The organism is Rubrivirga litoralis (genome assembly GCF_031846415.1).
Taxonomy (GTDB): Bacteria; Bacteroidota; Rhodothermia; order Rhodothermales; family Rubricoccaceae; genus Rubrivirga; species Rubrivirga litoralis.
In genome coordinates, this window is sequence record NZ_JAVRHT010000011.1 from 13473 (window position 1) to 35034 (window position 21562).

The following is a 21562-nucleotide window of genomic DNA, read 5'->3' on the forward strand; positions in this document are numbered from 1 at the left end:
CGCCCCGCCCAGAGTGTCGCCCCGCCCGTGGCGCCGGACGTGCCCACCCCGCCCCGGGCCGTGGCGGCGAGGGCGGGGCGGAACCCATCACCTGCTCACCCGCCCCGCCCGCGCACCCGAACCGGCGGCCGGACCCGTTACCCGAGCCGCCCCGCCCCCCGGGCTATCTTCGGCCGCCCCGCCTCCGGCGCCCCCGCCCCCGACTCAGACCGCATGACTGGCAAGCTGATCGACCGCCTCGTCGCCGCTGGCGTCTTCCTCTACGCCCTCGTCGTCTACATCGCGACGATGGCCGAGACGACGCCCTTTTGGGACTCGGGCGAGTTTATCGCCATCTCGAACGGGCTCCAGGTGAGCCACCCGCCGGGCGCCCCGTTCTACATGCTCGTCGGGCGGCTGTTCGCCATGTTCGCGCCGCTCTTCGGCGGGCTCAGCCCCGAGCCCGTCGCCTTCGCGGTCAATCTGGTGTCCGTCGTGTGCAGCGCGCTGACGGTGCTCCTCACGCACCTCGTCATCGTGCGGCTCGTGCGCGTGTGGGCGGGGCACCCCGACACCTGGAGCCCCGTCCAGCGGATCGCGACCAACCTGGGCGGGGTGGTGGGCGCGCTGACGTTCGCGGTCACCGACTCGTTCTGGTTCAACGCCGTCGAGGCCGAGGTCTACGCCATGTCCATGCTGTTCACGGCGCTCGTCGTGTGGCTGGCCCTCGTGTGGCGCGACGCGACACGCGCCGAGGAGGCCGCGCTCGTGGCCCGCGGCGAGCACCCGTTCGGGCTCCACGCTGACCGCTACCTCGTGGCGATCGCCTACCTGTTCGGGCTGGCGATCGGGGTCCACCTCCTGAACGTGCTCACGCTGTTCTTCCTCGCGCTCATCGTCTACTTCCAGAAGGTGGACCGGCCGGAGGCGACGACGGGCGAGCGTGTCAAGGGGCTCGCGATCACGGCGGCCGTGTCCATCGCGGCCTTCCTCGTCGTCTACCCCGGCGTCGTGCAGACGCTGCCGACGCTGGCGGGCGCGAGCGGGGCGCCGGCCCTGTTCCTCGTCGCCGTCGTCGCCATCCTCGTCGCCGCCGTCGTGTGGACGCAGCGGCGCGGCCTGCCGGTCGCCAATCTGGCCGCGCTCACGATCACGCTCGTGGTCCTCGGGTACTCGTCGTACGGGCTCATCTTCATCCGCTCCGCGGCCGACCCGCCCATCGACGAGAACGACCCCGAGACGACCGAAGCGATCGTGAGCTACCTCAAGCGCGAGCAGTACGGGTCCACCCCGCTCCTGACGGGCGCGAGCTACGACAACCGGACCGGAGCGATCTCGACGCGCGAGAAGACGTTCCCGCGCCGGCACTCGTCGGCCCCGCAGCACCTCGGCGTCTACGCCGACTACCCGTCGGACGCGGCCTTTTTCTGGCAGTACCAGGTCGGCCACATGTACTGGCGGTACTTCATGTGGCAGTTCGTCGGCAAGGCGGCCGACACGCAGGACGCCGGGTGGATCTCCGGGCTGGGCGGGCGGGGCGACCCGCCCGGGCTCACGCCGTCCGAGGCGGCGGGGCGGAACGTGTACTTCGGGCTCCCGCTGCTGCTCGGGCTCCTGGGCCTGGCCTTCCACGTCCAGCGCGACTGGCGCCGCGCGCTCGCCGTCCTGGCCCTGTTCCTGGTGACGGGGCTCGGGATCATCGTGTACCTCAACCAAACCCCGTTCCAGCCGCGCGAGCGGGACTACTCGTACGTCGCGTCGTTCTTCGCCTTCTCGCTCTGGATCGGGCTCGGTGCCACCGGTCTGGTGGAACTGACGGCGGAGGCGCTGGAGAAAAAGTCGGCCGGGCTTCGGAGGGCCGTGTCGCTCGCGCTCGGCGTAGTCCTGTTTCTGGCCGTGCCCGGCTGGATGCTGGCCGAGAACTACGACGACCACGATCGCTCGGGCCGCCGCATCGCGACCGACTTCGCGCGGAACCTGCTCGAGTCGACGGCCCCCAACGCCATCCTGTTCACGAACGGGGACAACGACACCTTCCCGCTGTGGTACCTCCAGGAGGTCGAGGGCGTCCGCCGTGACGTGCGCGTGGTCAACCTGTCGCTGCTCAACACGCCGTGGTACATCCGCCAGCTCCGCGACCAGTGGAGCCGGACCGCCCCGCCCGTGCCGCTCTCGGTCTCGGACGCCGACATCGACGGGCTCACGCCGCGCGGCGACGACCTGCCGACGGGGGCGCTCGCCCCGCGGCTGTTCGAGGAGCAGGACGTGGCGCTGCCCGTCGACCCGCGCATCTTCTCGAACGAGACGGTCGCCGGCCGCGTCGACCCTGGCGAGGTGCCGGACCGGATGACGTGGCGGCTCCGGGGCTCGCCGCTCGGTGACGGCCGGAGCGTGCTCTACACGTCGGACCTCGCCGTCCTCGACATCCTGCGGTCCGTGGCCGAGGACGGGTGGGAGCGGCCGGTCTACTTCGCCTCGACCGTGGCGCCGTCGTCGGAGCTGGGGCTCCAGCCGTACTTCCAGAACGAGGGGCTCGCCCGGCGCGTGGTGCCCATCGAGCGGGGCGGGTCGGACCCCGACGGCTACGTGGCGCCGGACGTGGCGCTCGACCGGCTGGCCCGGTTCCAGTACCGCGGGCTGAACGATCCCGACGTGTACCTCGACCAGAACGCCCGCAACATGGCCGACGGCTACCGGACGCGCGTGGCGTCGATCGCCGGCGGGCTCGCGCGCGAGGGGCGGGGCGGGGAGGCCCGTGCGCTTCTGGATCAGGTCATGGAGGAGGTGCCGGCGTCGACGGTCCCGGCGTCGTTCGGGTCGCTCTACACGCTGGCTGAGGCGTACCGCGCGATCGGCGACACGGAGCGCATGGCGGAGCTCCTGCGCCAGACCGAGGACGCCGTGCTCGGCGACCTCGCTGCGGCGCGGACGCCGCGCGAGCAGGAGCGGGCGTTCCAGCTCGTCCAGTTTGTCCAGGCGGCGTACCTCCAGGGCGGGGCCTATGACGAGGCGGCGGCATTTACGACCCGGCTCGCGCAGGCCCTCGGCGACCCCCGCTTCGAGCGCTCGGCCGATGACCTCCGCCGCGAGGTGGAGGCCGCCCAGCTGACCGCCCCGCCCGCCGACGCCGCCGAGCCCGCCCCGCCCGCGGGCGGGTAGGGCAGACCCCACGAGCGGATCCTACGGGCAAGGCGGCACCGTGCGGGCGGGGCGGCGTAGCTTGCCCAACGCTCGCTCTCTGGGTCCGCCCCGCCCCGCCATGTCCCGCTCCCTCTCCGACGCTGACCTCGAACGCGCCGCCGCCGTGCTGGGCGTCGACGCCGAGCGCGACGGAACGCTCACGCGGCTGGCCCTCCGCGACGAGGCCAGCGGGCGGCGTCTGGCCGTCGAGGTGACGCGGACCGGCGACGGCTCCGAGGGCGGGGTGGCGCTCGTCAAGGTGTACGGAACCGAGGCGCACCTCGAGCTCCACGACTGCGCCGGCCTCGTGACGTCGGACGAGCTGGGCGAGGTCATCTTTTTCGCGCGCGGCGGCGGCCGCGTCGCCGGACTCGTCGTCGAGCGCGAGGCGGCGTGTTCGCTCTACGCCAACGTCTCGGAGCGCCTGCTCTCGGCCGACTTCCTGACGGTCGCCCCCGAGGTCGCGCAGGCGGCCGTCGTCCTCTCGCTCTCCGAGCCGCTCTTCGAGGGCGACTGGTCGCCGGAGGGCCAGTAGGTCGGAGGTCCAGTAGGATCGGTGAGTCCGTGAGCGGCGGCACGCTGCGAGATCAGCCGCTGGGCGGGGCGGACGATTCCATACCAACTCGCCGCCCCGCCCTCATGCCACGCGGGCGGGGCGGGCACCTTGATCCACCGATCTACCGTGATTGACGTCCACCCCGCCCACGACGTGCGCGTGCTCGACGAGGACGCTGTCCGCCACGTGGCCGAGGCCGTGTGCGAGGGTGAGGGCGTGCGCGTGGCGAGCCTCGGCGTGATCCTGGGCGACCACCGGCTCGTCCACGACCTCAACCGCGAGTGGCTGGGACATGACTACGAGACGGACGTGGTCTCGTTCGTGCTCGACGAGGACGCGCTCGGGCGGGGCGAGGTCGACGGCGAGGTCTATGTCGACCTCGACACGGCGGTCGAGCGGGCGCCCGAGTTCGGGGTGACGTGGGAGCACGAGGCGCTCCGCTACGTGGCGCACGGCGTCCTCCACCTCGCGGGCCACGACGACTCCACCCCGCCCGAGCGGGAGGCGATGCGGGCGCTGGAGGACCGCTACCTCGCGGCGGCGGGCGTCTGAGGGCCGCCCCGCCCTCGACGCGAGGCGCAGGGCGCCGCGTCTGTGAACCCGTCGTCGCACCCACAGAGGGCGGGGTGGTTGACGACGCCACCCAGCCCGACGAGAGGCGGCAGCAGTCCCCCTCCTGGCCACCGCGCAGCGTCGGCGCAGCCAGGAGGGGGGAGGGGTGGTTGTGACGCGGGCGGGGCGGCCCGCCATGGCACCGCCCCGCCCGAGGCCGCCCCGCCCGGATGTCGTTGAAGGCAACGGCGCTACAGCGTCCACCCCGCCCGCAACGCGCGAGGGCGGGGTGGCGCACCTTCGCTGCCCGCTGCCCGCTGCCCGCTGCCCGCTGCCCGCTCTACGCCAGCTTGCGCAGCGGCTCCGCCACGCGGACGGCGTGCTCGGCCGTCGACATGATGTAGAAGTGGATGCCCGGGGCGCCGGCCTCCATCAGTTCCTCGGCCTGCCGCCGCGCCCACTCGACGCCGACATCGGCGACGCGTTCGTCCGCGGCCTCCTCGACCTCGGCGGCGAGCGCCTCGGGGATCTCCGTGTAGAACGTTCGGGGGAGCGTTTGGAGGTGGCGCTTCGTGGTCAGGATTTTGATCCCCGGCACGATGGGCACGCTGATCCCCACGTCGCGGCAGCGCTCGACAAAGTCGAGGTAGTGGCCGTTGTCGAAGAACATCTGCGTGACCACGTAGTCGGCCCCGGCGTCCACCTTCCGCTTGAGGTGGAGGACGTCCCACGTCCGGTTCGGGGCGTCGACGTGTTTCTCGGGGTAGCCGCCCACGCCGACGCAGAAGTCGGTCGGGGCGGCGTCGAGGAGGTCGGCAAGGTAGCGGCCCGCGTTCATGGCCTGGACTTGGGCCACGAGGTCGGCGGCGTATTCGTTTCGGCCGCGCCCCGGCCGCTCCAGCTTCATGACGCCCTTGTCGTCGCCGCGCACGGCGAGGACGTTGTGGATGCCGAGGTAGTTGAGTTCGATGAGCGCGTCCTCGGTCTCCTCCTGCGTGAACCCGCGGCACAGGATGTGGGGCACAGCATCGATCCCGAAGCGGTGCTGGATGGCCGCGCAGATCCCGAGCGTCCCCGGCCGCTTCCGCTTAACCCGTCGCCGGACCGTCCCGTCCGCCATCTCCTCATAGTCCGCCTCGGCCGAGTGGCTCGTGACGTCAATGAACGGCGGGCCGTACGGCGCGAGCGCCTCGACGATTTCGAGGACGTGGCCGACGGACGTCCCCCGCTTGGGCGGGATGATCTCGTAGGAGAGGAGCGGGCCGTCTGCCCGCTCGTAGTGCTCGGTGACGCGCATGGCGGTTGAGTCGGGTCGGGCGGGGCGGCCTACCCGTGGACCTCCCCGCCCTCGGGCGGCCTAATTCCGGCGAAGCCAGAGGTCGTCGGCGAGCGGGTGGCGGTCAGGGAGGTCGCCGTCGGCGGGCGGGGCGGGCACGGGCTGCCGGGCCTGGTCCTCCAGGATGTCCCGGAGGCGGACCGGAACGGACTCTCCCCGTATCCGAGCCCGCTGGCGACGGGCCGCGGCGTCGAACGGGAGCGGGCGCTCGGGGAACAGGATGCGCAGGACTGTCACGACCGTCCACACCGCCATCAGCAGGACTGTGGGGAGCGCGACCAGGACGAACCCGGTCACGATCGCACCCAGCGGGAGGACGACAGCGGTCATGGCGCCAGGAGGCGGGACGGGCCGGTTAGTTCGAGGGCGGGGCGGCCTCTGCGTTCGGAGCGTCGTCGCCGACGGGGCTGTCGGGCACGTCGCGGACGTCGTCGTACTGGCCTGGGTTGTTGAACAGGATCGGGTCGGGCTCGGTCACGAGCGGGACCGCCTCGCGGGCGTCAATGGCTTCCTGGATGGCGGCGGCTTCGTTGGCCTCCTCCTCCAAAATGTCCGTCGGGACCGCCGAGAGCTCCTCGAACGAGTCGCGGAAGGCGAAGTCGAGCCAGGTGAACCCGAAGAAGATGACGAGGAAGATGAGGCTCGACACGAAGACCAGGATGTTGGCGCTCTTCTCGTGCTTCAGCCCCATAAAGTTGGCCGCCACGAAGTACGCCTTTGTCCCCGCGATCCCGAGCGCGATCGGGACGCTGAGCCAGCCGAACGGGATCTCCGGGAGCACGAGGTTCCACCCGAAGATGTCCATGAAGCCGCGTTCGAACCCGGCCAGGACCACCGTCAGCAGCGTGAGGCCGACCAGGATGCCGAACGTCTTCTTGAGCATGCCGGACGAGAACACGTGGTGCCCGCCGTGGCCCGTGTGGTCCTCGGCGCCCTCAGTCGGGCCGTGGTCGATCTGCTCTTTGGTGGGGTGTGCGGCCATGTCTGCGGTGTGCCTGGGGCGGGGTGGGGACCCCACTAGATCAGGTACATGAGGGGGAAGACAAAAATCCAGATGATGTCGACGACGTGCCAGTAGAGGCCCACGTTCTCGACCGGCGTGTACCACACGCTCGAGTATCGGCCCTTGTAGGAGAACCAGGTGAGGAACCCGATGGCGACGATCCCGATGATGATGTGGAGCGCGTGGATCCCCGTCATCACGTAGTAGATGGCGAAGAAGATGCCCGCCCGGCGGTTGGAGAAGATGGCGCCTTCGCGGCCGTGGCCCCCAGAGTCGTCGCCGTGCTCGGTCTCGAGACCTCCGGCTGCCATGCTACCTACGTCCTCGTGGAGCGAGTTGGCGTTGCCCAGAACGGCCTCCGCCGCCGTCGCATCCGCCCCGCCCTCGGCGGCCCCGTCGAGCGTGGCACCGTTGGCGGGAGCCACCCCGCCCTCGTCTAGGGCCGTGCCCGCGAGCGGCTGTGCGCCCTCGGCCTGCGTTTCGGCCTCGGCCTGCACGCCGCCCTCGGTGCCCGTGTCCGGCGCCGCCGGCGCGCCGTCGATGCCCGGGTTCTGGTCGGCGCCGGTGAGCGGGGCGTCGTCGGTCGAAACCGGAGCCGTCTCGTCCGGGATCTGGTTGCCCGCCGCGTCGGCGGCGGCGTCCTCCCGCTGGCTGGGCACGAACAGCGGTGTCGCCGCGACCGAGCCCGTCAGGTCGTTTACGCGGTCGACGCCCTCGTCGAGCTCGAAGTTGTAACCGGGGAAGATGCCGAGCTCGAACTTGTGCTCGTACTCGAAATACTTGACGACGAGGAAGGCCGACGCCAGCGCCATCGTCGCCAGCAGGTTGTAGCGGAGCACCTTCTGGTTGTCCATCTGCGCCCCCCGGATGGCCCACGCCATCGTGAGCGACGACAGCAGGAGGACGAGCGTGTTCGCGGCGCCCAGCGTCGTATCGAGCTGGAGGCTGGCCTCGTCGAACAGTTCGGGGTAGAGGACGCGGAAGATCCCGTAGGCCACAAAGAGCGCCCCGAAGAGCAGGATCTCCGTCGCCAGGAACAGCCACATCCCCAGCTTCGACGACTCGAACTGCTGCTCGGCCGAGACGAAGTGGTGCTGGAGGTTCGACGGGTGCATCTGCCCGTCGTAGCCCTCGAGCATGTGGGCGTGGCCGTCGCCACCGTGCCCGTCGCCGCCCACGGCGTGCGGGTCGTCGACGGTGAGGGCGGGCGGGGTGGGGTTCGCCATGGGTGCGTGCGTCGGTCGAGCGCGTCGGCCGCCCCGCCCTCGCAGGACGGCTCGGGCGGGGCGGGGTGAGAATTAAGAGGTCGGGCTGTCGGTGGCGTCGTCGGGCTGCGCCGTGCCGTCGTCGACCGACTTCTCCATCTCCTGCGGGGCGCCGACGGCGATGTCAGGAATCGGAGCGCCGTCGCCCGCGCTGTCGCCCGAGGTCTGGAACAGGACCTCGTAGTCGTACGGGCCGTGCGTGACGAGCGGGGTCCGGTGGAAGTTGTGGTGGTCCGGCGGGCTCGTCGTGTGCGTCCACTCGAGCGTCGCCCCGCCCCACGGGTTGCCCGGCGCCCGGCGCGCCTTTTTGCGGAGCGAGAGCAGGCCGTTGACGAGGACCACGAGGAGGCCTACGCCCAGCACGTACGACCCGATCGTCGAGAGCTGGTGGAGCGGCTGGAGCCACGGCTGGTCGGGGTAGTCGTAGTACCGACGCGGCATGCCCTGGCTACCCATGACGAACTGGATAAAGAACGTCATGTTGAAGCCGATAAACACGAGCAGCGCCGAGACCTTGCCCAGCGTCTCGTTGTAGAGCCGGCCCGTCATCTTTGGCCACCAGTAGTGGATGCCGCCGAGGAAGGCAATGACCGTCCCGCCCATCATCACGTAGTGGAAGTGGGCAACCACGAAGTAGGTGTCGTGGAGGTGGATGTCGACGGCCAGCGCCCCGACCATGATGCCCGTAACGCCGCCGATCGTAAACAGGAACAGGAACGAGAGCGCGTAGAGCATCGGCGTCTGGAGCCAGACCGAGCCCTTGTACATCGTCCAGGTCCAGTTGAAGACCTTGATCCCCGACGGGATGCCGATCAGGAACGTGATGAGGCTGAACACGATGCTCGACACCGGGCTCTGGCCCGACGTGAACATGTGGTGGCCCCAGACCATGAACCCGAGCAGCGCAATCGCCACCGACGAGAGCGCAACGGCGCGGTAGCCGTAGACGCGCTGCCGGCTGAACGTGCCCATCAGCTCCGAGATCACCCCGAAGCCGGGGAGGATCATGATGTAGACGGCGGGGTGGCTGTAGAACCAGAAAAAGTGCTGGAACAGGACGGGGTCGCCGCCCAGCGCCGGGTCGAAGATGCCGATCCCGAGCGTCCGCTCCAGGACCAGGAGCACGAGCGTGATCCCGATGACCGGCGTCGCGAGGATCTGGACGATGGACGTCGCGTAGATCGACCACAGGAAGAGCGGCATCCGGTTCCAGGTCATCCCCGGCGCCCGCATCTTGTGGATCGTCACGATAAAGTTCAGGCCCGTCAGGATCGACGAGAACCCGAGCACAAAGGCCCCGAGCGCCATCGCGATTACAGCCGTCCCGGTCTCCTTCGAGTACGGCGTGTAGAACGTCCAGCCCGTGTCCACCCCGCCCGTGGTGATCGAGAGCAGCGCGATGCCCGCGCCGAGCACGTAGATGTAGAGGCTGAGCAGGTTCAGGCGCGGGAACGCCACGTCCTTCGCGCCCACCATGATGGGGAGCAGGAAGTTGCCCATCGTCGCCGGGATCGACGGGATGATGAACAGGAACACCATGATCAGCCCGTGCATGGTGAACACCCGGTTGTAGGTGTCCGGTCCCATGATGTTGCCGCCGACGACCGCCCCGCCCGCATCGTAGCTGTTGACGAAGAACAGCTCCGTACGGATGCCGAGCGCGAGGAGCCCGGCAACCGTAAAGAAGAAGCTGACCGCGACCAGGTACATGATCCCGATCCGCTTGTGGTCGACGGTCAGCGCCCACGACTTGACCCACGCCCACGCACGCGCTAGGCCCTGCACGTCATCGGGCGGACGGGGCTCGTGGAGGTAGTTGTGGACCGGCTCGTGGCCGACCGGGTATGCCCGGCCCTCACGCGGCGCGCGGGCGGGGGCGGGGCTCTTCGTGATCGTCGCCATCGGTTCGGGGGCGGGGTGGGGCCGGACGAGCGGACGTCGGGCAGAGGGGGATGTTCGGGCGGGGGACCTTTTCAGGAACCGCCCCGCCCGGGCGGGGCGGCCCGCTTACTCGAGGACCTCCTCGCGGGCCGGGCCGTCGACGGGGTCGGCCACGGGGACGCCGGGGTCGCCCATGCCGCCTTCGGGCGCCTGACCGGCGAGGCTGTCCTCGATGCCTGCGTCGGTCGGGAGCGTGGTGTCGGCCGGGGTCGCCGCTCCGCTCAGGACGCGAATGTACGCGGCGACGCCGGCGATCTGCTGGTCGTTGAGAACGCCGTCGTAGGACGGCATGTTGGCGTTCTCGAAGCCCGGGGCGATGTACGCCTGCGGGTAGAGGATGGAGTTCGCAATGTAGACGTCGTCGACCACGCCTTCGGCGCTTCCGGGTCGGGGCTCCCCCCAGATTCCCTCCCACGACGGACCGACGCCGGGCGTCCCATCGACGGAATGGCAGGCGTTGCACCCGCGGGCGACGTAGACCGACGCGCCCAGGTCGGCCGGGGCCATCGCCGGCGGCTGCTCGCCCGGCAGGTACCCGTTGGCGACGTAGGCGTAATAGTCGCCCCGGCTGACGACGCGGATCCTGGCCCCCATGTTCGAGTGGGACGTCCCACAGTACTCGGTGCAGAGGATCTGGTAGACGCCCTCGCGCGGCGCCTCGAACCAGACGTAGGCAAAGCGGTTGGGGAGCACGTCGTGCTTGATCCGGAACTCGGGGACGTAGAAGCTGTGGAGCACGTCCTGGCTCGTCATCTCGAGCCGGACCGGCTGGTTGACCGGGACCACGAGTTCGGTCGCGTTCGTGCCGTTGGCGTACTCGAACGACCAGTTCCACTTTTGGGCCTTCACGTTCACCGTGATCGCGTTCGACGGCGGGATCGCCGTGCCAACGTAGGCCCGGAACCCCCAGAAAAAGACGCCGAGGACCAGGATCGTCGGGATCACGATCCAGGACACCTCAAGCCACTTGTTCTCGTGGGTCTCCTGCGGCCGGTCGGCGTGGCTCGTCCGCCGGTACTTCCGCACGAAGTACACCATCGCCGCGGCCACGAACAGCGTCAGGATGATGCTGCTGATCATGATAAAGTTGAACAGCGCGTCGATCTGGGGCGCCGTCGTGGACTCGGCCGGCGGCAGCCACAGCCCATTCCGGCCCGTCCAGAACGCCTGGCGGGTGGCTTCGATCACGCCGGCCGAGTCGGCCGCGGGGGTCTGCATCATCATGAGGGAAAGGTCGTGCCGGGGTGCGTCAACGGCGGGTCACCGGGCGGGGTGGAGGACACCCCGCCCCACCGCTCAGCGGTGCTGCGGCCCTCGCGGCGCCAGAACACGAACAGCATGGCGCCGAACACGAGGAGCAGGAGCGCCCCGCCGATCTTGGTCGCCGTCAGAACGGCGAGGGAGTACGACTGCGCGTCGTGGTCGTACTGGAAACACGTTAAGAGAAACCGGTCGAGCGTCGAGCCGACCGTGCCCTGCCCCGCTTCGGTAATCGCGAGGTTGACGTCGAACGGGGCATAGTCGAGGCCGTAGAGGTAGCGCGTGATCTTGCCGTTGGGGCTGAGGAACATGACGGACGCGGCGTGCGCGTACTCCCCCGTCTTCGCGTCGAGCCCGTAGCGGAACCCGACGGCCTCAGCCAGCCGCTCCACGTTCGCCTCGGTCTCCGGCGTGACCGTCCAGAAGTGGAGGGCGCGCTCGGCGGCCGGGTCGTCGATCTGGCGCACGTAGCGGGCCTTGGCCTCGGCCGCCTTTTGCGGCGTGTCGTTGGGGTCGATGGAGACGGCCAGCACCTCGTAGTCCTGCCCCAGCGTCGCCTTCGCCTCGCTCACGGCGTCGGCCACGCCGTCGAGGACGAGGCTGCACAGCATGGGGCAGTTGTGGTAGACGAACGCCAGCAGGACCGGCCGCTCGCCATCGAGGAGCGATGAGAGCGCGACCGGCCGCCCCGCCTCATCAACGAACTGGAGGTCGGTGGGGACCGTCGCACCCAGGTTTTCGTCGATCCCGTATTGCCCGACGAGCCGGTTGGGGACCGCCCCCTGCCCCGCCTGCCCGTCGAGCGGGACAAAGTCCGATGTCGTCGTTACCTGCGCGGCCGCCGGTTGCACCACCCCGCCCAGCGCCACAAACGCGGCGGAGACGGCGACAGCGAGCCGGAGGCGACGCAGCGTCATGCTAATTGCGGTCGAATGGGGCTTCGGCGCCTTCGTCCACGCCGACCTCCTCGCCCGTCTCCACACGGAGCTGGAACGGGGTGGTCTCGGCCTCCTGAATTGTGTCAGGCTCCCCGGTCGGGCTGAGCGGGTTGATCCCGGGCAGGGGTGCCGTGAGCGGGCCGCGGTCGGACGGCACCTGGACGGCGCGGGGCGGGCCGATCGAAATGGGGAGCGTGTTCCACCGCTGGCGCGTGGTCGGCACCTCGGCGGCGCCCGCGCGCGCGGCCCCGTACTCCGCCGCGACCAAACCCATCGCCTGGCTGATGGGGACGCCGTACGTGCTGCTGTCGGCGCGCTCGTAGTCGGTCAGCTTGGCGAGCCCCTCGACGCGGACCTGCAGCAGCTCAGGGTATAGGACGACGTTCTCGGCCTCGGCCCCCACCTGCGCCTGGAACGGAATGACGAACAGGTAGATCAAGCCGACGACCAGCGCGACAATCCCGACGCCGACCGAGATGATGAGCCCGAGGATTTGGCCGGACTCGATTCCCTCCTCCTCGACGCCCATCTGCTCCAGTAGGGCCTCGGCCTCGGGGTCGCCGTCTGGGGTCGCTTCGTCTTCTGCCTCCACGGCTGCCGTGGGGACCAACTCGCCGTACGGGCCGAGCGGCTCGTCGCCCGTCGGGCGCGCTGGCGTGCCAGCGGCCTCGGGGCGGACGCCCTCGTCCTCGGCTGCGGCCGGCTCGCCCCGGTGCGGGTTGGGCATGGGCGTGCCGGGAAGCTCGTCGGGCTCGTCGTTGGGGAGGCGGGGCGGGTCGTCCATCGTGGCAGGGTAACGGCCGAGGGGGGCCGATGGTTTTCAGTATCGATTGAAAGCGCCGTGCAGGTGGGCACCGCCCCGCCCGCACGGCGCCGCTGTTTGAGCGTTGCGCCCCGCCCCGCGACAGACCGCGGAGCTACACGTTCTCGAACCGCAGGGACTCGGCGAAGTAGGGGTCGTTGTACGGCGTGAGCGCGTGGCGCTGCAGGCGGAGGATCGTCACGCCCAGGAAGAGCCCGAACAGCCCGAGCCACACGAGCATCTCGAAGATGGGGATCGCCGGTGGGATCACGTCAAGGTCCATCACGTCGTCCGGCGTCTCGCCTCGGGCCGGCGTGGCCGCGTCTGCGGCGTCCGGGTCGAGCACGCCGTCGAGGTCGTTTACCCCGCTCACGGCCTGCGCCGGGAGGAGCTGGACCGCCCCGCCCTCGTCCATCGCGGGCGGGGTGGCGGCCACCTCCTCGTACTCGGCCTCCATCGCCGGCATCGCGACCCACCACAAGTCGACCCAGTGCATGACCAGGAGCCAGACGGCCATGACGGCCAGGACCGGCGCGATCCGCTTGGTGATACGCGGGAGCAGGATCAGGAAGGGGAGGATAAAGTTGAAGATGACGAGCGACCACGCGACCGTCCCCCACCCGAACGACAGCCGCTTGAGGAACCACACGGTCTCCTCCGGGATGTTGGCGTACCAGTACAGCATGTACTGGCTAAAGGCGATGTACGTCCAGAACACGACGAACGCGAACATGAACTTACCCATGTCCTGGAGGTGCTCGACGGTCACCTCGGGGAGCATCCCCATCTTCTTGAACCAGAGGGCCAGGAACGTGATGAGGCAGAGCGCGCCGAGCCAGCCGCCGGCCCAGAAGTAGATCCCGAACATGGTCGAGAACCAGTGGGGGTCGGTCGACATGAGGAAGTCGAACCCGGCGAACGCCGTCGTGACGGCAGCGAGCGGGATGCCGTAGGCGCTCACCTTGCGGAGCTCGAGCGTCCGGTCCGCGTCGGGGTCAGTGTCGTTGCCGACCGAGATCGCGTAGAGCCGGTGCCCGAGCCACGTCCACGCCACGAAGTACAGGACGTAGCGGACGAGGAAGAACGGCATGTTCAGGTACGCCTTCTTCCCCGCGATGAGCGCGTCGTAGTACGGGCTCGCCGGGTCGTACAGTTCGGCGTGCGTCCAGTGGAACAGATCGTGGCTGCCCAGGAGGACCGGGATGCCGGCCAGCGCGAGGAGCGGGAAGTTGGCCGAGAGCGCCTCGGGGATGCGCCGGATGGTCGTCGACCACCGGGCCTTCGTGATGTGCTGGATCATCACGAAGAACAGCGACCCCAGCGCGATCGAGACGCAGAACGTCCACGCGACGAGGTAGGAGAAGAGCGCCCGCGACGGGTCGCCGAGCAGGAGCACCAGGAAGATGACCACGCCGACCACGCCCACGGCGAGCGGGGCGATCCACGACAGCTGGCCGCCGGTAAAGCGGTGCCGGGGCGGCACGCGGTCGGCCGGGGCGTCGACCGGGTCGAAGAGGAAGCGGGTCAGGGCGTTCGCCATGGGGTCGGAGCCGTCGCGGGGGCGGGGCGGTCTAGTTCGAGAGCCGGATGTTCGGGTTGGCCGTCTCCAACCGCTCGCGCTCGGTGACGGGCACGTCGCCGGCGGTCGCGGCCTGACTCCGCTGGAGGGCGCGGATGTAGGCGACGATGGCCCAGCGGTCGGCGGGGGGGAGCTCGTGGCCGTAGCTGGGCATCGTGTTGATGCCGTTCTGGATCACGTCGTAGAGGTACCCGTCGGGCCGCTCGCGGAGCGCCTCGGTGTGGTACGACGGCACAGCGAACCCGTAGCCCAGCCCGCCGTTGCCGACGGCGACGATGCCGCGGCCGTCGCCGGCGAGCCCGTGGCACGGCGTGCAGTAGATGTCGTACCGCTCCTGGCCGCGCTCGAGGAGCGACGGCGTCACGGGCACGGGGATCTCCTCGACGTAGGAGCCGTCGGCGTTGCGGCCGTAGTAGAACGGCGCGTTCGCGTCGGTCCGCAGCTCGCCGCGCGCGACCGTCCCGGCGACGGGCGGGCGCATGGCCGCGCCGTCGAGGAAGAACTGGCTGGGCTCCTGCGCCTCGAACCTCTGGGTGTAGTCCATGTTGAGGTTCGGGTGGATGGGCGGGGCGTCGCTCGTCATCCCGCGGCAGCCCGCGAGGGCGGCGGCGGCGAGCACGAGCAGGCTGAGGCGCGGGGTCATCGGAAAAACCGGGGCAGGGGGGCGAGGGCGGGGTGGGGGCGGCCGGTGCGGGCCACCCCGCCCCTACAGGTCGCCCGTCGTGTGGGGCGGGGTGACGGGGACCGGCGCACGGTCCGCGTTGGGGGCGGGCGCCGCCAGGTCCGCCCCGCCCACGAGCGTGGCGCCGTCATGGTCGACGTACTCGACGGCCGTGGCGCCGAGCCCGAGGAGGTCGTCCGTCGTCCGGTCCTGGGCGAAGGTGCCGTCGGCGGCGGCGACGTGGAGGAAGAACCCGTCGTCGGTGGCCCGGCCGAAGCGGTCCGAGTAGAACAGCGGGTCGTAGGGGCGGGGCAGCCCGTTCAGCGCGAGCATCGCGCCGACGGCCGTCAGCGCCGAGAACAGAATCGTCAGCTCGAAGATGATGGGGACCGACGCCTCAAAGGCGTAGAGCGGCTTGTTCGAGATGTTGATCGGGTAGTCGACCTCGCTCGTCCACCACTGGAGGAGCCATCCGAGGAAGGCTCCGGTGATGCCGCCGAAAAAGACGAGGTACCCGATCTTGGAGACCGGCAGCCCCATCGCCCGGTCCATCCCGTGGATGGGGAACGGGCTGAACGTGTCGAGCCGGGTGTAGCCCCGCTCGCGGAGCCCCTTGACGGCGTCGTAGAGGGCGCCGGGGTCGGGAAACTCGGCGAGCAGGCCGACGTGCTGGTTCGACCGCTCTTCGAGGCGGGCCGCGATGGCGTTCGGGATCGGCAGGCGCATGGGGGCGGGGCGGGCGCTAGGACGGGTCGCGGTCGTGGGCCACGTCGTCGGGGACGCCGTCGGCGTCGGAGTCGGGAGCGGCCGTCGCGGCGCCCTGGGCGTTCGCGTCGACCTGGTACGGGGCGAGCTCGTGCGCGTCGGCGTGGCCGTCGCCCGCGTGGTGGTAGAAGTGGGGGTCGGCCTGCGGCATCACGCCCTTCACCTCGGCGATGGCCACCATGGGCACGAACCGGAGGAAGAGGAGGAACAGCGTGAAGAAGAGTCCGAACGTCCCCACGTACATCAGGATGTCCCAGATCGTCGGGCTGTAGTAGTCCCACGACGACGGCAGGAAGTCGCGGTGGAGCGACGTGACGGTGATCACGAACCGCTCGAACCACATGCCGATGTTGGTCGTGATCGAGATCGCGAACATGATCGGGATCGACCGGCGGAACTTCTTGACCCAGAAGACCTGGGGGAAGATGAGGTTGCACGCCATCATCGTCCAGTACGCCCAGGCGTACGGCCCGAACGCGCGGTTGGCAAACGCGAACTGCTCGTACTCGACCTGGCTGTACCAGGCGATAAAGAACTCCGTGATGTAGGCGAACCCGACCACCGTCCCCGTCACCAGGATGATGATGTTCATCTTCTCCAGGTGATCGATCGTGATCAGGTTCTTGATGTCGAACACGCTCCGCGCGACGACCATCAGCGTGACCACCATCGCGAAGCCGGAGAAGATGGCGCCGGCGACGAAGTAGGGCGGGAAGATCGTGGTGTGCCAGCCCGGGACGATCGAGACGGCGAAGTCGAACGACACGACCGAGTGGACCGAGAGCACGAGCGGGGTGGCGAGCCCGGCCAGGAGGAGGTAGGCCCGCTCGTAGTGGCGCCACGAGCGGTTCGAGCCGGTCCACCCGAGGCTAAAGAAGCCGAGGATGCGGGCGCGGACCATCTTGCCGGCCCGGGCCGCGCGGTCGCGGATGGTCGCGAGGTCGGGGATGAGGCCGACGTACCAGAACAGGAGCGAGACCGTCCCGTAGATCGAGACCGCGAACACGTCCCAGAGCAGCGGGCTCTTGAACTGCGGCCACATGGCCATCTGGTTCGGGATCGGGAGCGTGTAGTAGATGACCCACACCCGGCCCACGTGGAACGTGGGGAACGTGAGCGCACACGCGACGGCGAAGAGCGTCATCGCCTCGGCCGCCCGGTTGATCGACGTCCGCCAGCGCTGGCGGAACAGGAAGAGCACGGCCGAGATGAGCGTCCCGGCGTGGCCGATGCCGACCCACCACACGAAGTTGACGATGGCCCAGCCCCAGAAGACCGGGTTCGTGAGCCCCCACACGCCCGGCCCGTTCCAGACCTGGTAGGCCACGGCGACCGCGAAGATGGCGAGGCCGGTGAGGGCGGCGCCGAACGCGATCCACCACCCGAGCGGCGTCTTTTTCTCGGTGTGCACCGAGACCATCTCGGTCACGTCGTGGAACGAGAGGTTGCCGCGGACGAGCGGGGCGTCGGCCAGCGTCTTCGGGGTCCCGTCGGCGTAGACCGGGGCGCCGTCGCCGCCGGAGCGGCCGTACGCGTTCTTGGAGGTGACGGTGGCCATAGGGGAGGAGAGGGCGGGGCGGGAAAGAGGGGGAAGAGGCGGTCGGGTCCTTCTTCTCCCCGTCTCTCCTTCTCGTCGGTGGGGGCGGGGCGGTCTAGGCGGCGGGGGCCGCGACGCCGGCGGCGGCGTGCGTCTCGCCGTCGTCCGTGTGCTCGCCGTGGGCCGTGTCGAACGGCGTGGCGAGGTCGGGGTGCGGGTTGCGGAGCCGGGCGAGGTACGTCAGCCGGGGCTTGACGGCGAGCTCGGCGAGGACCGCGTAGTTGCGCTTGTTCAGCTTCTGCTGGTTGACGAGGCTGCCCGGGTCCTTGAGGTCGCCGAAGACGATGGCGTCGGCCGGACACACCTGCTGGCACGCCGTGAGGACCTCGCCGTCGCGGAGCGGTCGGTTCTCGATGTGCGCGTACTGCTGCGTCTGGCGGATGCGCTGGACGCAGAACGTGCACTTCTCCATCACGCCGCGGTAGCGGACCGTGACGTACGGGTTGGACTGCATCTGGACCGTCGTCGGCAGGTGCTTCGTCCAGTTGTAGAAGTTGTACCGGCGGACCTTGTACGGGCAGTTGTTGGCGCAGTACCGCGTGCCGATGCAGCGGTTGTACGTCATCTCGTTGAGCCCGTCCGGCGAGTGGGCCGTCGCGTTGACGGGGCAGACCTGCTCGCAGGGCGCGTTCTCGCAGTGGACGCACATCATCGGCTGCTGGACCATACCCGGGTCCGTTTCGTCGCCGACGTAGTAGCGGTCGAGCCGGAGCCAGTGCATCTCGCGGCCGATCGCGACCTGCTCCTTGCCCACGACTGGCACGTTGTTCTCGGCCTGGCAGGCGACGACGCACGCGTTGCACCCGGTGCAGGCGTTGAGGTCGATGACCATGCCCCACTGGTTCTCCGAGTAGAGCCAGTCGCCGATGCGGGGGTCCTCGGATGCCGAGTTCTCGGCGCCCCAGGCCGGCGGGAAGTTCTCCCACGGCGCGCCCTCGACAAAGTGATCCTCGTCGCGAGCGAACACGGGGTCCGCCTCGTACTCCTCCAGCGTCGCCATGCGGACGATGTGGCGGCCCTCCATCGAGCCGTGGTCCTGCGTCGACGCGAGGAGGTAGTCCTCGGCGACGGCCGCCGCCCCGACCGAGGGCACGACCGCCCCGCCCAGCGGGCGGAGCCGCTCGATGCGCGTCGAGATCGCCCCGCCGTCAAGGTCGCCGCCGACGTACGACGAGACCGGGCCGGGGTAGTAGATGTCGGCCTGGACGTTGAAGAGCCGCTCGATGAGACCACGGTCGCGGATCACGCGCGGCGAGTCGATCTCGCGGCCGTACCCCATGGGCACCGTAATCGAGTTGTCCGGGTGGCCGGGCTGGACCCAGACGGGCACCGTCGCGACGGCCCCGTTCGGGGCCTCAATGCCGATGACGGTCGCGTAGGCCTTGCCCTTGTCCTCCTCGACCGTCCAGCCGTTGGCGAGCGCCGTCGCCGGGCTCACGAGCGCCACCGGGTCCCACGTCACCTTTGTGACCGGGTGCGGCGCCTCCTGCATCCAGGCCACGTTCGAGAACTGGCCGTCGTAGAGCGTCGGGCTGAGGCGAACGACGAGCTCGATCGCGGCGGGGTCGGGCACGTCGAGGCCGGCCAAGCTGGCCGCCCCGCCCCCAGATCCGAGCGACGGGAAGCCCGTGCCCTCGACGAACCCGTCGTGGAGCGCCGTGCGCCAAGCCGTCTCGAAGTCGCCGCCGAGGCGGCCCCGGAGCGACGACCGCAGAAGGTCGTAGCCGGCGACGTTGCGGCCGGTCGCGAGCAGGTTCAGGACCTCGAGGTCCGAGTGCGCGTCGTCGTAGAGCGGGGCGATCAGCGGCTGCACGACCGAGAGCGTCCCGTCGTAGGCGCGGGCGTCGCCCCACGACTCCAGGTAGTGGGCGGCCGGGACGTGCCACGTCGCGCGCTGCGCCGACTCGTCGCGGTAGAAGCCGGTGTGGACCGAGAACGGGACGGCCGCGAGCGCCTCCTCGAAGCGGAGCTCGGCGGGGAGGTGGTAGACCGGGTTCGTGCCCAGCATGACGAGCGCGTCGACGCGCCCGGCGCCCATGTCGCGGACGAGGCCCGCGAGCTCTGGGCCGACCGGCTGGACCGGCCCCTCGCCCGTCGCGAGGTACTCGACCACCCCGCCCCCGAACCGCCCGTTGAGGACGGCCACGAGCGCGTGGAGCTCGGGCGGGGCGGTCGGCCCGGCCACGAACGCGGCGCGGCCGCCGGCGGCCTGCACGTCGGACGCGATGGCGGCCACGAACGGGGCCAGCTCGTCCTCGATCAGGACCTGGGCGCCGGCCGGCACGCCGAGCGCCTCGGCGACGGCGGCGGCCACGAAGGGGACGGTGCCCGCCTTGACGGCTTGGCGGTGGTCGGCCATCCCGCCCGTCATCGTCATCGTCGACTCGACGGCGTACATCCGCGACATCGTGCCGCGCTCGTCGACGCGGCGGCTGGCGGCGTACTGGCGGTTGTTCCAGACCGTGTTCGGGTCCTCGGACGCCAGGAAGTCGGCGTCGAACGTGACGATCACGTCCGCGTCCGCAAAGCGGTAGAGCGGGCGGGCCGGCTGGCCGAGCGCGGACTGCGTCCCGAGCGCCTGCGCGTCGTCGAGGTGCGGCCCGAGCGTGACCCACCGGGCGCCGGGGTAGGTCTGGAGCAGCTGGTCGCGGAGCGCGTCCTGCGTCGGCGACGCGCTGGGCGCGGCGAGGACGGCGAGCCGGGCCGTCCCGCGCTGCGCGAGGAGCCGGTTCGCCTGGCCGACGAACGCGTCCCACGTGCCGCGCGCGCCCACCCCGCCCGTGCCGCGCGTCCACACGTGGCGGCTGCGGTCGGGGTCGTAGAGCTGGAGGACGGACGCCTGCGCGAAGATGTCGGTCGCGCCCTGCACGAGCGGGTGCTCCGGGTTGCCCTCGGCCTTGGTCGGGCGGCCCTCGTGGCTCTGGACGACGAGCGGGCGGCCCACGCCGCCGAGCGGCATGGTCGTCGCGTAGTACTGCGGTACGCCCGGAATGACCTCCTCCGGCTTCCGCACGTAGGGAACGATGGCCTCGACCGGCCGGCGGCAGCCGGAGAGCCCGGCCAGCGCGGCGCTCGCGCCCATGACCTGGAGGAACGTCCGCCGGCTGGTCCCCTCGTGGCCGTCGCTGGCCGGGTCCAGGAACTCGTCGCGGACGACGGACGGGTCCTGCGACCCGTCCTTGCCGGAGAGGCTGCGCCACGGGGCGGGGCGGCCCTGCATGGCCTGGGCGTCGCGGTCGGCTGCCTGGTCGGCGGCGCTCAGGACGTCGAGCTCAATCATGTGCGAGTGTCGGGTATCGGATGGTCAGGTAGCAGGTGAGGGCGCGTAGCCCCCGTCGCCTGCCCACCTGCAACCTCCTAGTAGTGGCAGGCCGAGCAGTTCTGGGGCGGCTTGATCCCCTCGCGCTCGATCCGGGCCAGGTTCGTCTGGACGTACTCGGCGTAGCGCTCGTCGCTCTCGCGGACCTCCTCGGCGTAGCCCATGGTCGTGACCAACTCCGGGTCGCGGAGGTGCTCCTCGGGCGCCCGGTGGCACTCGAGGCACCACCCCATCGAGAGCGGCTCGGCCTGGTAGACCACGACCATCTGGTCGATCCGCCCGTGGCACGACTCGCACCCGACGCCGACGTTGACGTGGGCCGCGTGGCTAAACTGGGCGTAGTCCGGGAGGTGGTGGACCTTGACCCACTGGACCGGGACGCCGGTCGCCCAGCTCTCGCGGACCGGGAGCAGCTTCTCCGACTGCGTCTGCACGACGCCGTGGCAGTTCATGCACGTCTGCGTCGACGGCACGTTCGCGTGCGGGCTCTGCTCGACGTGGTTGTGGCAGTACCGGCAGTCCATCCCGAGCTGGCCCGCGTGGAGCGCGTGGCTGTAGGGGACCGGCTGCTCCGGCATGTACCCGACCTCGTAGAACTCGGGCGAGAGGTAGTACCAGGCGAGCGCGATGACCAGGACGCCGCCGCCGAACGCCCCGAACAGGGACAGCGTGGGCAGCGCGTTGGCCTTGCGCGGGAAAAGCTGGGGCATGGGCCGCGGGGTGGGGAGTCCTCCGAGGGGCGGGAGGGGCCGTTTTCGAAGGTAGACCGGCCCCCTCGGGGGGCCAGCGAAGATAGCTCGAATGGGCCGCCGGAGGGGCCGGGCGGTCA

17 protein-coding genes are annotated in these 21562 nt (G+C 70.3%); 3 read left to right on the forward strand and 14 right to left on the reverse strand.

Annotated features, from left to right (window positions below; all coding sequences use genetic code 11):
- Nucleotides 1-213 precede the first annotated feature (213 nt).
- From RM540_RS06150 to ybeY, 3 genes are all read left to right on the forward strand, one after another.
- Nucleotides 214-3138: a glycosyltransferase family 117 protein gene (locus RM540_RS06150; RefSeq protein ID WP_311662671.1), complete on the forward strand. Its 2925-nt coding sequence runs from the start codon at nt 214-216 to the stop codon at nt 3136-3138.
- 100 nt (nt 3139-3238) lie between these two features.
- The gene (locus RM540_RS06155; RefSeq protein ID WP_311662672.1) at nt 3239-3694 is read left to right on the forward strand and encodes a hypothetical protein; all 456 of its coding nucleotides are present in this window, start codon (nt 3239-3241) and stop codon (nt 3692-3694) included.
- A 147-nt stretch (nt 3695-3841) separates the two neighbouring features.
- Nucleotides 3842-4267, forward strand: coding sequence for an rRNA maturation RNase YbeY (ybeY, locus tag RM540_RS06160; RefSeq protein ID WP_311662673.1), 426 nt, complete (start codon nt 3842-3844; stop codon nt 4265-4267).
- Nucleotides 4268-4607: 340 nt separating this feature from the next.
- Here ybeY and RM540_RS06165 read toward each other — a convergent pair whose 3' ends face one another.
- The 14 genes from RM540_RS06165 to RM540_RS06230 form a co-directional block, all read right to left on the reverse strand.
- Nucleotides 4608-5564, reverse strand: coding sequence for a methylenetetrahydrofolate reductase (locus RM540_RS06165; protein WP_311662674.1), 957 nt, complete (start codon nt 5562-5564; stop codon nt 4608-4610).
- A gap of 60 nt (nt 5565-5624) precedes the next feature.
- The gene (locus RM540_RS06170) at nt 5625-5933 is read right to left on the reverse strand and encodes a hypothetical protein (protein WP_311662675.1); all 309 of its coding nucleotides are present in this window, start codon (nt 5931-5933) and stop codon (nt 5625-5627) included.
- A gap of 25 nt (nt 5934-5958) precedes the next feature.
- Nucleotides 5959-6585: a cytochrome C oxidase subunit IV family protein gene (locus RM540_RS06175; RefSeq protein ID WP_311662676.1), complete on the reverse strand. Its 627-nt coding sequence runs from the start codon at nt 6583-6585 to the stop codon at nt 5959-5961.
- Nucleotides 6586-6620: 35 nt separating this feature from the next.
- Nucleotides 6621-7832 carry a cytochrome c oxidase subunit 3 gene (locus RM540_RS06180; RefSeq protein ID WP_311662677.1) on the reverse strand — a complete coding sequence of 404 codons (1212 nt, stop codon included), beginning with the start codon at nt 7830-7832 and terminating at the stop codon, nt 6621-6623.
- A 72-nt stretch (nt 7833-7904) separates the two neighbouring features.
- On the reverse strand, nt 7905-9773 hold the full coding sequence (gene ctaD / locus RM540_RS06185) for a cytochrome c oxidase subunit I (RefSeq protein ID WP_311662678.1): 1869 nt from the start codon (nt 9771-9773) through the stop codon (nt 7905-7907).
- 105 nt (nt 9774-9878) lie between these two features.
- On the reverse strand, nt 9879-11036 hold the full coding sequence (gene coxB, locus RM540_RS06190) for a cytochrome c oxidase subunit II (protein WP_311662679.1): 1158 nt from the start codon (nt 11034-11036) through the stop codon (nt 9879-9881).
- Complete coding sequence (locus RM540_RS06195) at nt 11033-11989, reverse strand: SCO family protein (RefSeq protein WP_311662680.1); 957 nt, start codon at nt 11987-11989, stop codon at nt 11033-11035. The genes coxB and RM540_RS06195 overlap by 4 nt, the downstream gene beginning before the upstream one ends.
- Before the next feature lies 1 nt (nt 11990).
- Nucleotides 11991-12794, reverse strand: coding sequence for a hypothetical protein (locus RM540_RS06200; protein WP_311662681.1), 804 nt, complete (start codon nt 12792-12794; stop codon nt 11991-11993).
- A 133-nt stretch (nt 12795-12927) separates the two neighbouring features.
- Nucleotides 12928-14352, reverse strand: coding sequence for a hypothetical protein (locus tag RM540_RS06205; RefSeq protein ID WP_311662682.1), 1425 nt, complete (start codon nt 14350-14352; stop codon nt 12928-12930).
- A gap of 31 nt (nt 14353-14383) precedes the next feature.
- Complete coding sequence (locus RM540_RS06210; protein ID WP_311662683.1) at nt 14384-15034, reverse strand: c-type cytochrome; 651 nt, start codon at nt 15032-15034, stop codon at nt 14384-14386.
- A 63-nt stretch (nt 15035-15097) separates the two neighbouring features.
- Nucleotides 15098-15778: a DUF3341 domain-containing protein gene (locus tag RM540_RS06215; protein WP_311662684.1), complete on the reverse strand. Its 681-nt coding sequence runs from the start codon at nt 15776-15778 to the stop codon at nt 15098-15100.
- A gap of 16 nt (nt 15779-15794) precedes the next feature.
- Nucleotides 15795-17375, reverse strand: a complete 1581-nt coding sequence (gene nrfD / locus RM540_RS06220; RefSeq protein WP_311662685.1) for an NrfD/PsrC family molybdoenzyme membrane anchor subunit — start codon at nt 17373-17375, stop codon at nt 15795-15797.
- Between the two features lie 94 nt (nt 17376-17469).
- Nucleotides 17470-20694: a 4Fe-4S dicluster domain-containing protein gene (locus RM540_RS06225; protein ID WP_311662686.1), complete on the reverse strand. Its 3225-nt coding sequence runs from the start codon at nt 20692-20694 to the stop codon at nt 17470-17472.
- 77 nt (nt 20695-20771) lie between these two features.
- The gene (locus RM540_RS06230; protein WP_311662687.1) at nt 20772-21443 is read right to left on the reverse strand and encodes a cytochrome c3 family protein; all 672 of its coding nucleotides are present in this window, start codon (nt 21441-21443) and stop codon (nt 20772-20774) included.
- Between the last annotated feature and the right edge of the window lie 119 nt (nt 21444-21562).